This window comes from Mesorhizobium sp. M0854, assembly GCF_040319815.1.
GTDB lineage: Bacteria > Pseudomonadota > Alphaproteobacteria > Rhizobiales > Rhizobiaceae > Mesorhizobium.
Window position 1 is genome coordinate 223,139 of sequence record NZ_JAMYOL010000008.1, and the last position, 12,588, is coordinate 235,726.

Genomic DNA, 12,588 nt, shown 5'->3' on the forward strand with positions numbered 1-12,588 from the left:
GATGCCCCTCGACGGGAGCGGTCGATCCCGCGTCTCGGCTGCGGCGGCGCTAGGCTGACGCTCCTTATGCCGTCCTGTTGAACCGGACTCGGGATCACGAACTGCTCCATGCGGCACTCGTTGACAAGCCTGCCGTGATATGAACAGGATTATACAGGATCACTGAACAGGTACCCATATGAAGCGGCGCTCGGTTCAACTGTCTCCCGGCACGGGCAAGCCCGAACAGATCGCCACCGTTCTCGAACATGAAATCCGCTCCGGTGTTCTCGGCTTCGGCGACCGGCTGCAAAGCGAGAACAAGCTCGTCCAGCGTTTCTCCGTCAGCCGCAACACCGTCCGCAAAGGCCTCGAGGAACTGTCCAACCGCGGGCTGATCACGACCAAAGTCGGCATCGGCTCTTTCGTCACCTTCGATGGCAAGCCCGTTGATGACTCCATCGGTTGGTCGCGGGCGCTCGCCAACGCCGGCGCCAACGCCGAGACGCGGACGCTGCGGCTCGAGGTGATCGAGGACCCCGGTCTTGCCGCACTGCTTGGTATAGAAAACCCGTTTTTCATCGCTGTCGACCGGGTGCGCACCAATGCCAGCGACGGCCACGCCATCTCCATCGAGCGCAGCCGCCTGCCATTGTCGCCGGAACTGGAGGACGTGCCGTTGCGCGGCCTGCGCGAAGGCTCGCTGCACCAGACGCTGCGCGGCGCGGGCCTCATTCCCGACCATGGCGAGGAATGGGTCGGCATCGAAATGCTCAACGCCGAGGACTCTGCAATCCTCGGTTGCCCGCAAGGCACGCCGTTCCTTCGCGGTCGCCGGTTGACCCGCGCCGCCGATGACCGGCCGATCGAATATGTGACCAGCCTGCTCAACCCGGCGCATTTTGCGCTGCATATGAGGTTCTGAGTGATGCCGGACGACAACACCGGGAATATGATTGATCGGGCCATGGGGGCGCTTGTCGGCGGGGCACTGGGGGATGCGCTGGGCATGCCGACGCAGCTTTTGTCGCCGGCCCGGATTGCCGAACTCTACGCCCATGTAGAGGGCTTCATTGCTCCTTTCGCCGACCATCCGGTGTCGAAGGGGCTTCCCGCTGGAACGATCACCGACGACACCGAACAGGCGCTTCTGCTTGGCCGTATCCTGGTCGAATCCGGTAACCGCTTCGATCATGCGCGGTGGGTCAACGCGCTGCTCGACTGGGAGCGCGACGTCAAAGCGCGCGGCAGCTACGATCTGCTGGGACCATCGACCAAACGCGCCATCGACGCCATCAACAATGGCGTGCCGGCCGAGGAAGCGGGGCGCAGCGGCGACACAAATGGTGCGGCCATGCGCATTGCGCCGGTCGGCATCATGATGCCGCCAGAGCCGCTGGACGCGCTGGTCGCCAAAGTTGCCGAGACCTGCCGGGCCACGCACAACACCTCGGTTGCCATTGCGGCCGCAGCCGCCGTTGCGGCGGCCGTCAGCCGCGGCGTCGCCGGCGGCGACTGGCGCGCCGCTTCCGCCAGCGCCATCGCCGCGGCGAGGTGCGGAGCAACGCTCGGCCATTGGGTGACCGGCGGTGACATTGCCGCGCGCATTGGGTGGGGGCAGGAGCTTGTGCGCGGCAAGGCGACGAAGGACGCGATCCGGCTGATCACCGATCTGGTCGGCACCGGCGTCGCCAGTCAGGAGTCCGTTCCGGCTGCATTCGCCGTGCTGGAAGTCGCCGGCGGTAATCCCTGGCAAGCGGCGGTGATCAGTGCCAATCTCGGTGGCGACACTGATACGATCGGCGCCATCGCGACCGGCGTGGCCGGCGCCTGCACCGGCTTTTCCCGACTGCCTCAGAACCGCATTGCAGACCTCAAGGGCATCGACATAGCGGCGGTTGGCGCGCTCACCGCCGACCTTGTTGCGGCCCGTATATCCAAGCGCCGTGCCGACAGGACGGGTCCCGGCAAGGATGCGGCGATATGAGTGGGCGTCTCGTCCATGTCGGCAGCGCGGTGGTCGACTATGTCTACCGCATCGACGCCTTGCCGGCGCCGGGTACGGAGAAGACGGCGTCGAGCTACACGCAAGTCGCCGGCGGCGGCTTCAACATGATGGTCGCGGCCAGCCGCACCGGCATGAAGGTGGTGTTCGGCGGCCAGCTCGGCAGCGGACCCAATGGCGACTTCCTGCGCACGGCCTTAGCCAGTGAGGGGATCGAGACACTGACGACGCCATCGCCCGTCATGGACAGCGGCAATTGCGTCGCCATGATCAGCAGCGATGCCGAGCGCACCTTCGTCTCGTGGCCTGGTGCGGAGAGCTTGCTCAGCCTTGACATGATGGCGCCCGTCTCGGTCGCGCCGGGGGATTGGGTGTTCACCTCCGGCTATACGCTTAGCTATCCGGGAAGCCGAGACGCGCTTGTCGACTGGATCGAGGCACTTCCGGCCGACACACCGCTTGTCCTCGACCCGACACCTGTCGTCGTCGACATTCCCCGCCCTATCCTGCCTCGGATACTCGCCCGCACCACCTGGTTGAGCTGCAACAGGATGGAAGCGGCCGCGATTGCCGGTCCGGGCGACGTCGAGACACTCGCGTCACGGCTTCTTAGCGACCACTCCCCGAAGGCCGTCGGCGTCGTTATTCGCGCCGGAGCGAAAGGCTGCCACATACGGCTGGCCGATGGCTCGGCGCAAACGAGTGCCGGCTTCGAGGTCGACGCCATCGACACCAATGGCGCCGGCGACACCCATATCGGCGCTTTCGTCAGCGCGCTGGCGCGCGGCGCGCCGCCTTTTGAAGCAGCGCGCTACGCCAATGCGGCGGCGGCCATTTCCGTCACCCGCCACGGTGGTTCATCAGCGCCGACCGACCACGAGATCCAGACATTCCTAAGCCATGCCGGCGGTCCGCCGATCGGCCTCCATGGCCGGAAGCAAGTGGCCAAACGCCCGACAGCCTGACAAAGCCCGGGAAGCGGGCAAACACAGAGAGGAACGAACATGCGCATGCCCGACTTGACTGCCCTGCTGACGGCGACCGCCGTCTTCACCTCCGCACTCGCATTTGCCGCCAAGGCCGACGAGGTGCACGTACTCAACTGGAAGGGCTACGGCGCCGACGAGCCGTGGGCCATCGAAGCCTTCGAGAAGGCGACCGGCAACAAGGTCGTCAACGATTTTTTCAATTCCGAACAGGAGATGCTGACCAAGCTCAGGACCAATCCCGGCCTTTACGATGTCGTCATGATCAACGCCGCCTTCAACGACCAGGCGATGGCGGAAAAGCTGATTCAGCCGATCGACACGTCCAAGCTGCCGAACTTTCCCGACATCAGCAAGGACAAGGCCGGATCGCCGATGCTCGTCCATGACGGCAAGGTCTATGGCGTGCCGTGGGTCTGGGGGCTGACGGCGCTCGCCATCAATGAGAAATCCTTCGATAAGCCGCCGACGAGCATCGCCGAAATGTGGGATCCCGCTCACAAGGGCCGCGTCACCATCCGTGATGATGCCGTCGAGGCGGTTCAGTTCGGCGCCATTGCCACCGGCCAGAACATCAACGACATCAAAGATATCGAGGCGGTCAAGGCGAAGCTCACCTCGCTGATGCCACAGATCAAGACGTTCTGGAGCTCGGAGAACGACTGGAACCAGATGGCTGCCTCTAACCAGATCGACATCGGCACCTATTGGAGCGGCTCGGCCGATCGCGCCAAGACCCATTTCAAGCTGCCGGTCTCGCTCGTGATCCCGCAGGAGGGCGCTGTCGCCTGGCTCGACGCCTTCTCCATTCCGGTCGGTTCCAAGAATGTCGCCGGCGCCGAGGCCTTCATCAACTACATGATCGACCCGAAGTTCTATGTCGAATGGGTCACCAAGGTCGGAGCCCCGGTATCCGCCAACACCAAGGCTGTAGAAGCACTTCCCGGGGATGCGTTCAACCGCAAGGTGATGGGTGACCCGGCAGTCGCCAAGCGCATTCAGTTCCAGGCGCCGATCACAGACGCCCAGCGCGAAACCTATCTGTCGCTCTGGCAGCAGCTCAAGGTCGACGTGAAGTAACAGCAGAAGCCGGGATCAGCCGACCATCCATGTCGGCTGATGCTTCCCCATCCTGGGAGGAGGATGTCATGGCAGCACAGGTTGCGGCCGCGTCGCGCAGCGGATTGAGATCGGCCTTGCCACTGCTGGCGCCTGCCTATCTCTGGCTGACGGTTGCGATCTTCCTGCCGCTCTCAGCCATGGTCTTCTTCTCCTTCATGACCGACCTGCCGCTGTCGGGAAAGCCGTGGGCGTTCACACTCGAAAACTATGCCGCCTTCTTTTCACAAAGCCTTTATCTGACATTGCTTTTGGCCTCGCTGCGCCTCGGCCTCGAGGTGACGCTGTGGTGCATCGTCATCGGTTATCCCGCCGCTTATGTGCTGGCCAAGGTGCTGAAAGGCCGCAGCCGAGAGGCGATTTTCCTGCTCGTCATCCTGCCGTTCTGGTCGAACGGGCTGGTGCGCATCTTCTCCTGGGCGATGGTGCTGCGTGAAGGAGGCATGCTCGACACCGCGCTGAACGCAGTGCTGCCGTTCAAGATCAACATCGACCTAATGTATTCCTATCCGGCCGTCATCATCGGGCTGGTGCACTCCTACGTGCCTTACATGGTGCTGACGTGCTACTTGACCCTGCAGGCCATCGATGACTCGCTGATCGAGGCCGGGCGCTCGCTCGGCGCCTCGCGGCTGCAGGTGCTGAATCGAGTCATCATTCCGCTGTCGATGCCGGGGCTGGTGGCGGGCGCAGCGCTCGTCTTCGTCCCGGTTGTTGGTTCGTTCATGGAACCGCGCATCCTCGGGGGCCGTACCGGCACCTTTTACGGCACTGTCATCGAGGACCAGTTCGTCGCCGTGTTCAACTGGCCGCTGGGTGCTGCGCTCTCTTTTATCCTGTTGGCCGTCGTGCTGGTCATCCTGGCGGTTGCCTCGCCGGTGCTGCGGAGGGCTACGTGATGGCGACGACACGTGTTCTCGAATGGCTCGGCCGCCTTTACATCTGGCTATTGCTCGCCTTCCTCTATGTGCCCATCATCATCATGGCGCTAATGTCTTTCAACGTTTCGCCCTTCTACCAGCTGCCGTTCGAATGGACGACGGAATGGTATGTCTCGCTGTGGCAGAACGACCAGCTTATCTCAGCCACCTGGAACAGTGTCGAAATCGCAGTCATCACTACCATCATCTGCGTCGTGCTTGGCTCGGCGGCGTCACTTGCGCTCTACCGCTATGAGTTTCGCGGCAAGAAATTCCTGCAGGCGCTGCTGTTTCCGCCAATCGCCATTCCGTGGCTGATAACCGGCACGGCGATGTTGATCTTCTTCTTCGGCGTCGGCATTGGGCGCGGCCTGTTCGCCATCCTGCTTGGCCACGTCGCGCTTGCGCTTCCCTACGTCATTGTCGTCGTGTCGGCCCGACTGCAGACCTTCGCGCACGAGCTGGAAGAGGCGGCGCGCTCGCTCGGCGCCAATCAATGGCAGTTGACGAACCGCGTCACGCTGCCCTGGATCATGCCGGGCGTCATTGCCGGTGGGCTGTTCGCCTTCGCCGTGTCCTTCGACCAGTTCGTCGTATCCTACTTCTTGTCGACGCCCGGCCAGACGACGCTGCCGGTCGAAATCTACGCCGCGATCCGCAAGGGATTCACCCCCGAGATCAATGCGGTCTCGACGATCATCATTGTCGTGTCGATGGCACTGATGCTGCTGACGGCGCGCTTCTTCAAATTCGGCGGAGAGAAGTAATGGCTGGCGTCCAAGTAGCGAACGTGTCGCGCGCTTTCGGTGCCCACAAGGCGCTGGACGATGTGTCTATCGATTTCGCCGATGGCGGCTTCTATGCCCTGCTCGGGCCGTCAGGCAGCGGCAAGACCACGCTGCTGCGACAAATCGCGGGCTTCGACTTTCCCGATTCCGGCCGCATCACCATAGGTGGTGAGAGCGTCGAACGGGTGCCAGTCGAAAAACGGCGCATCGGCATGGTGTTCCAGAACTACGCCCTGTTTCCCAACATGAGCGTTGCTGGCAATGTCGCCTTTGGCCTGTCGGTGCGCGGCGAGCCCAAGGCGGTGATTGCCAGCGAGGTACAGCGCGCACTCGATCTTGTGCAACTCGGCAGGCTCGGCGGCCGCCGGCCGCATCAGCTGTCCGGCGGCCAGCGCCAACGGGTTGCGCTCGCTCGCGCGATCGTCATCCGGCCGCGCGTGCTATTGCTTGACGAGCCACTCGGCGCGCTGGACAAGGCGCTGCGCGTCGACATGCAGATCGAGCTCAAGCGCATCCAGCGCGAGATCGGCATCACCACCATCTTCGTCACCCACGACCAGGAAGAAGCGCTGACGATGAGCGACCGCATCGGCATTCTGCGCGATGGCAAGCTGGTGCAGGAAGGCTCGCCCGAGGAGATCTACGATCGGCCGAAGAGCGAGTTTGCCGCCACTTTCCTGGGCGACGCTAACATCTTTCGCGGCGACAGCACGGGCAACGGCATCCGACTGCCGGACGGCACAGCGATTGCCGCCGGCGCGGGTGCCAAGCTTGCCGCTGGCGCCAAGGCAAGCTGCGCGGTGCGGCCCGAACGCCTCCGCATCTTCATTGATGCCGACGTTCCGGATGCCGCCAACGCGAATGTGCTGCGAGGGCAAGTGTCCAAACGCATCTTCGCCGGAAATAGCAGCACTTACTTTGTCGAGCGTGCCGGCCAGACGCTCAAGGTAATTGTGCAGAACACCGGCGCTGGCAGGCTGGCGGAAGGTCAGGACGTCGTGCTGAGCTGGTCGCCAGAAAGCACGGTCTTGATCGCGGAGGGTTAGATTGACAATCACCGTCGATTTTGTCGTCGGCGTGGCCGCGGTGGCCTATCCGGGCAAGGGTGGCGGATTTACCAAGACGCTGCTTCGCGGCCGCGCCTCTCGCGTCGTGGTGACCATGGGCATCCGTTCTTTACCGGCTCTGGTTCCTCGGCGCATTCATGCACGGCTCGACCTCAGCGCGGCAGATCGACGGCGAGGCCGATGGGCCTTCCGAGCCGAGACAGGGTTTCGACTGTGTTTTGGGAGTGGCAGGATTTGAACCTGCGACCCCATCGTCCCGAACGATGTGCGCTACCAGGCAAGCCGCAGGTTCCTGGGCTCCTTCGTCACGCTCGCTCCGCAATGATTGCATTTGCTTTCGGGCTTTGTGTGGGGAACCTGTGGTGTCACCGGGCCGACTTTACGTTTTCATCGTCACCTATCCTGAGCGAGCTTTTCGTCGCCTTGGCCGCGACGTGCTTCTTCGCGATCTTCTCGGCGGCGTCTGCCTGGAAGTCGGGATGATGGTGGCCATAAGTATCGATCAGAACATCCACGGTGATGCCGAGAAAGCCCGCCGCCTGCCACATGTCGGCGCCGGCCCGCATCAGCCAGGTCGCAGCGGTGTGGCGAAGGGTGTGCGAAGTGACGTCGGGACCGAGGCCGGCAGCGTCGCGAGCTCTCCTAAAGCTCTTCTTGACCGACTCCACGGGCTTTCCATTCCACTCCACCACAAAGTCTTGCGATATCTTGCGACCAATATTTGCGCTCTTGCCGCGCGCCTTGGTCCTGATATCGAGATCTGTGCACGCCCAGCGGCGGAGGTGCGCCAACAGTCTGTCCGGCAAGCGCACAGGCGGCTGGCGTTTTTTGGTCTTCTTTGCGCTAGCGGCGCGGCGGTAAAAGATGCCGCGGTCGAGGTCCACATAACCACGCCCTTTGGTTGGACGGATGGCGGCACCGCAAACTGCGGCAGAGCGCGTTCCTGTATAAAGCGCGACAAGCATGAAGCGGGCGAGGTGTCGTCCGGTACGCCGGTCGCTCTCCTGGCCCTTCCATTTCTGCTTCATACGCCACGCGGCCCAGATGAGGGCGGCCGCCTCACTGCGCGTCAACCAGCGCTCGCGCGCACCGGCCTTGTCAGGCAGGACAATCGTCGGTGCGGCAGTCGTGTGGCCTTCCCTGCGGTAGTAGTTGATGGCCGCACGAAGATCCTCGAGTCGGCGGCGCGCAGCGGCTTCGGTGGGACAGAACGCGACGTAGTCGCGGCAAAGCTTGCCGTTGATAGCGGCGAGTGTCCTTTCACCGAAGAAATCGAGGATGTTGTCCAGCCGAGCCGCCGTCTCTTCCGGCGCGGCATGCTTCGGTGCAACCTCTCTCAGGTAGACGCTGACGACATCGGCTATCAAGACATCTTCTGCACCGCGCGCTCGGTGGTACTTGCCGGCGATGTAGACCGCGAGCGCCTTTTCAGCTTCAGGTCCTGGATGGCCTTTTTCGCCGCTGCCAGCGCTGATGAACGTTGTTCGATCGCGGATAAACCATCCAGCTTTGTTTCGGAGCGTTCCGTCTTTTTTCCAGCTTTCGCCGCGCCAGACGAGGCGTGGCCCTTTCGACGCCCGCGGCATAGTTCCCTCATTCTGGTGATCGCCAGCAAGGTGACGTACTCCTTTCCTGCGATTAGCTCGGTTTCAAGTCGGCCGGCGTCACGTTCCTTGCGTAGGCCGGCTGCGCACATCGAGCCATCGGGAAAGGCAATTCGTGCTGCAATCGCGACGCGCAGGGGCGTGGTCTCGTCGAATTGGTCGGGGATTTTCAAACGGAGCCCTCAGCCAATCTCTATGGTCCGATAGTTTCGCTCGGAAACAGACGGATCGCGGTTCGCATTGAGCACACTTTTCTGTCTCGCCATTCCGGATGCCCTGCCGCACGATCTTTTCTCTGAATATACGGCTGCGAAAAGCGCCGACTGGAGCGCCTGCGGCAAAGATGCTCCTTTGACCTGCTAATCGGAACGGTTGCGCTGACGCGCACTCCACGAGCCTTTCGGCTGGCTCCCCACTTCCGTGGCCGGTGAAACCGCTCCTGACTGGCTTCGCCTGTCTGTGCGGCTTCCGTTTTCATGGACTCACTGCCGGGTCGCTTGGGCCTACTCCCGTGTGCCCGGCTTAGTGGGTTCTGCTGATCGCCTCACGCTGCGGTATCGAGCGGTGTCTTTCACCTCGGAGTTAGTCAGCAACCGCAATCTTCGTTCGAGTCCATAGAGATAGAGGGCCCGCGCTTGGCGCACTGACGGGTTGAAGGCTGGGAGAAAGGCTCCCGGCGCCCGGCGCGGAGACTCGCAATGGCTAAGCATCAGCACCAAGCTGCCCCCACCCGGGCCGGCCTATATGACGACATCACCAACAAGATGATCGGCGAGCTGGAGGACGGTCGCCTGCCTTGGGTTCAGCCATGGGGAACGACGGCTGCGAAGGCGCCGCTCGCCATGCCGAAGAACGCCGCCACCGACCGGCAATACTCTGGAATCAATATCCTGATCCTCTGGGGTTCGGTGATCGAGCAGGGCTTTTCCGGACAGAGCTGGCTGACCTTCCGCCAGGCGCTCGCGCTTGGCGGTAGCGTCCGCAACGGTGAGCATGGGACGACAGTCGTCTACGCTCATCGGTTCGTGCCCGACGACGAGAAAAGACGCGCCCGCGAAACCGGCGAGCAAGCCCGATCGATCCCATTCCTCAAACGCTTCACGGTGTTCAACGCCGCGCAGTGCGACGGGCTGCCCGACGGTGTTGCGGTGGCCACGCCCCCGCCCTTACTCGGACTGATCGAGCCCAAGGTCGAGAGGCTGATCAAGAAGACGGGGATCGATTTCCGGGTTGGTGGCAGCCGCGCCTTCTACGCTCCGGACCACGATTATGTGCGGGTCCCGCCACCCCAAGCCTACTTCGAGCCGATCAACTGGCATCGGACCGCCCTGCATGAACTCGGGCACGCCACCGGTCATGCCTCACGCCTCAACCGGGATATGTCCGGTTCCTTCGGCACCAAGAAGTATGCCTTCGAAGAGCTGGTTGCCGAGATAAGTGCGGCTTTCTGCTGCGCCTCGCTGGGCATCACGCCGACCGTGCGTCACGCCGACTATATCGGCTCGTGGCTAGACGTGCTGCGCGAGGATAACCGTGCGATCGTTCGCGCCGCCTCTCTGGCGAGCAGGGCTGCGGAATATCTCTTGGGATTCTTGCCCGACAAAGTCGCCGCTGACGACGATCGGCGGGAGGCAGAATAATGGCCCCCCGCTTCCAGTTCGGCGTCTTGCTGCGGATGCGTTCGTGACCGAAGTCTGCCTCGATGCGGGACCCCAGCTGCGGCGAAGTCGTTGCAGCGCGCCAGGACCGACCTGCTGCTCCGCGACAAATGTCGTGCCGAGCACATCGGAGGGAGAGGAGTGACGGAATTCTCATGACGGGTTTGGAGGTCGAGAGAGAGGCTCTCGGCCGCCCGTCGCGGAGTACATCCTATGGCTACTGCCGTTCAGAAGATCACCCTGTCGTCCTCGCGCGACATTCCCTTCAACAAGCTGGTGCTCTCCCAGTCCAATGTCCGTCGCGTCAAGGTCGGCATCTCGATCGAGGATCTTGCGGCCTCGATCGCCCGCCGCGGCTTGATCCAGAGCCTCAGCGTCTTGCCCGTTGTCGACAGCGACGGTAACGAGACTGGCATGTTTGAGGTACCTGCCGGAGGCCGGCGCTTCCGCGCGCTTGAGCTGCTGGTGAAGCAAAAGCGCCTCGCCAAGACCGCCCTCGTGCCCTGTGTCGTGCGCGCCCGTCACAGCGCGATCGTTGCAGAGGAGGTGTCGCTCGCCGAGAACATCGAGCGAGCGCCGCTGCACCCGCTCGATCAGTTTCGCGCCTTCCAGGACATGCGCCAAAAAGGCATGAGCGAAGAGGAGATTGCCGCAGCCTTCTTCGTGTCAGTCAACGTCGTTAAGCAACGGCTTAGGCTGGCTTCTGTCTCGCCAGTGCTGCTCGATGTGTATGCCGATGACGGGATGACGCTGGAGCAACTCATGGCTTTCACGGTCTCTGAAGACCGCGCTCGCCAGGAGCAGGTCTGGGAGGCAATCAGGGATGCCTGGTCGAAAGAGCCCTATCAAATCCGGCGCATGCTGACCGAAACGACGGTGCGCGCCTCCGACAAGCGCGCCGTCTTCGTGGGGATCGACGCCTATGAGGCCGCGGGTGGTATCGTCATGCACGACCTGTTCCAGTCGGATGACGGCGGCTGGCTGCAGGATGCAGCGATGCTGGACCGCCTGGTCGCCGAGAAGCTAAAGGCGGTTGCCCAGGAAGTTGCAGCCGAGGGTTGGAAGTGGGTCGAGGTCGCTGTCAGCTTCCCCTACGACGCAACGCGTGGGCTGTATCAGCTGCAGAGTGATCCGCTCGATCTCTCTGCCGAGGAGCAGGCTACCATCGATGCCCTCAACGCCGAGCATGCCAAGCTTGAAACCGAATATGAGGGTGCTGACGAGCTGCCCGAAGACGTCGATCAGCGACTCGGTGAAATCGAGACCGCGCTCGCCAATTTCGACAAGCGCCCAAAGCAGTTCGATCCGGCCGACATCGCCATCGCCGGCGCGTTCGTCAGCATCGACGCCGACGGCTCGCTCTCGGTCGACCGCGGCTTTGTCCGGCCTGAGGACGTGCCGCCGATGTCATTTGACGGCGCGAATGAATCGAAAAGGGATGGCGGGTCCGGGGCTGCCGACAACTCGTCGGTCCACCGTGCCGTTGTCACCGTTGGCGGCCAGGCAGTCGAGTGCGAGGAAGACGAGGACGATACGGTCAAGCCCCTGCCGGACCGACTGGTGACAGAGTTGAGCGCACACCGGACGCTGGCGTTGCGCGACGCGGTTGCCGGCAACCCTCACGTCGCCCTGACAGCACTCTTGCACAAGCTGGTCACTGACACGTTCCAGCACCGCACCACGAACGGGTGCCTGGAGGCCTCGATCCGTCACGTCTTCTTCCCTCTGCAGGCAGGTGACCTGAAGGACAGCCCCTCGGCGAAATCGGTGGCCGAACGCCATGAGGCCTGGAAATCGGACCTGCCGACCGAGGACGATGCACTTTGGGACTGGATCGCCTCACTTGATGAGACCAGCCGCGCGGCGTTGCTCGCCCATTGCGTCAGCTACGGCGTGAACGCGCTCCAGGAGAAAGGCGACCGCTATGGCGGCGCTATATCGGCACACGGAGTTCGTCAGCGGATCGCGCAAGCTGATCGACTGGCACGCGCGGTCGGTCTCGATATGGTCGACGCCGGCTGGACACCGACAGTCGAAAACTATCTCGGCCGCATCACCAAGTCTCGCATTCTCGAGGCGGTGCGGGAGGCGAGGGGCGAACAGGCCGCGCAGCTGATTGAGCACCTGAAAAAGGGAGATATGGCGAAGGAGGCCGAGCGCTTGCTGACCGATAGTGGCTGGCTGCCCGAGCCGCTGCGCCTGGTCGACCTCGACGGCAGTGCTGGCGCTGATAGCGGCGCCGGCGCCGACGGCTGTGGGGAAGAGCTGCCCGAATTCCTCTCAGACGACGATGCGCAGATTGAAGACAGCGAGCCGAACATGGCCGCTGAATAGATCGCCTCGGGGGGGGGGGGGGGGGGGGGCCCCGCCCCCGCGGGGCGCAAAGAAGGGGGGGGGGGGTGTGAACAGGGCGACGACAAATGGGGCCCGTGGGCCCGCGGGGAGGGCCGGCGGCGGGGGCG

Annotated in this window: 12 protein-coding genes; 10 read left to right on the top strand and 2 right to left on the bottom strand. The window is 63.2% G+C overall.

The window, feature by feature from the left end; genetic code table 11:
- Positions 1 to 178: 178 nt before the first annotated feature.
- From NKH99_RS15855 to NKH99_RS15890, 8 genes are all read left to right on the top strand, one after another.
- Positions 179 to 904 carry a GntR family transcriptional regulator gene (locus tag NKH99_RS15855; RefSeq protein WP_023679209.1) on the top strand — a complete coding sequence of 242 codons (726 nt, stop codon included), beginning with the start codon at positions 179 to 181 and terminating at the stop codon, positions 902 to 904.
- Positions 905 to 931: 27 nt separating this feature from the next.
- Positions 932 to 1,966: an ADP-ribosylglycohydrolase family protein gene (locus tag NKH99_RS15860; protein ID WP_353014652.1), complete on the top strand. Its 1,035-nt coding sequence runs from the start codon at positions 932 to 934 to the stop codon at positions 1,964 to 1,966.
- Complete coding sequence (locus NKH99_RS15865) at positions 1,963 to 2,949, top strand: PfkB family carbohydrate kinase (protein WP_352768533.1); 987 nt, start codon at positions 1,963 to 1,965, stop codon at positions 2,947 to 2,949. The genes NKH99_RS15860 and NKH99_RS15865 overlap by 4 nt, the downstream gene beginning before the upstream one ends.
- Positions 2,950 to 2,988: 39 nt before the next feature.
- Positions 2,989 to 4,050, top strand: a complete 1,062-nt coding sequence (locus NKH99_RS15870; RefSeq protein WP_352635147.1) for an ABC transporter substrate-binding protein — start codon at positions 2,989 to 2,991, stop codon at positions 4,048 to 4,050.
- A gap of 68 nt (positions 4,051 to 4,118) precedes the next feature.
- Entirely contained in the window at positions 4,119 to 4,988 is an 870-nt protein-coding gene (locus tag NKH99_RS15875; protein WP_352540072.1) for an ABC transporter permease, read from the top strand.
- Complete coding sequence (locus tag NKH99_RS15880) at positions 4,988 to 5,776, top strand: ABC transporter permease (protein ID WP_352622846.1); 789 nt, start codon at positions 4,988 to 4,990, stop codon at positions 5,774 to 5,776. Before NKH99_RS15875 ends, NKH99_RS15880 begins: the two co-directional genes overlap by 1 nt.
- Positions 5,776 to 6,843 carry an ABC transporter ATP-binding protein gene (locus NKH99_RS15885; protein WP_353014654.1) on the top strand — a complete coding sequence of 356 codons (1,068 nt, stop codon included), beginning with the start codon at positions 5,776 to 5,778 and terminating at the stop codon, positions 6,841 to 6,843. Before NKH99_RS15880 ends, NKH99_RS15885 begins: the two co-directional genes overlap by 1 nt.
- Before the next feature lies 1 nt (position 6,844).
- Positions 6,845 to 7,102: a hypothetical protein gene (locus NKH99_RS15890; RefSeq protein ID WP_353014655.1), complete on the top strand. Its 258-nt coding sequence runs from the start codon at positions 6,845 to 6,847 to the stop codon at positions 7,100 to 7,102.
- 127 nt (positions 7,103 to 7,229) lie between these two features.
- On the opposite strand, the gene NKH99_RS15895 is transcribed toward NKH99_RS15890, so the two are convergent.
- The gene (locus tag NKH99_RS15895; protein ID WP_353014656.1) at positions 7,230 to 8,231 is read right to left on the bottom strand and encodes a tyrosine-type recombinase/integrase; all 1,002 of its coding nucleotides are present in this window, start codon (positions 8,229 to 8,231) and stop codon (positions 7,230 to 7,232) included.
- Positions 8,228 to 8,641, bottom strand: coding sequence for an excisionase (locus NKH99_RS15900; RefSeq protein ID WP_353014657.1), 414 nt, complete (start codon positions 8,639 to 8,641; stop codon positions 8,228 to 8,230). Before NKH99_RS15900 ends, NKH99_RS15895 begins: the two co-directional genes overlap by 4 nt.
- A 525-nt stretch (positions 8,642 to 9,166) precedes the next feature.
- Between NKH99_RS15900 and NKH99_RS15905 the strand changes: the two genes are divergently transcribed.
- Together NKH99_RS15905 and NKH99_RS15910 are read left to right on the top strand one after the other, a co-directional pair.
- Complete coding sequence (locus tag NKH99_RS15905) at positions 9,167 to 10,108, top strand: ArdC family protein (RefSeq protein ID WP_353014658.1); 942 nt, start codon at positions 9,167 to 9,169, stop codon at positions 10,106 to 10,108.
- Between the two features lie 231 nt (positions 10,109 to 10,339).
- Positions 10,340 to 12,460 carry a ParB/RepB/Spo0J family partition protein gene (locus NKH99_RS15910; protein ID WP_353014659.1) on the top strand — a complete coding sequence of 707 codons (2,121 nt, stop codon included), beginning with the start codon at positions 10,340 to 10,342 and terminating at the stop codon, positions 12,458 to 12,460.
- The last annotated feature ends 128 nt before the right edge of the window (positions 12,461 to 12,588 follow it).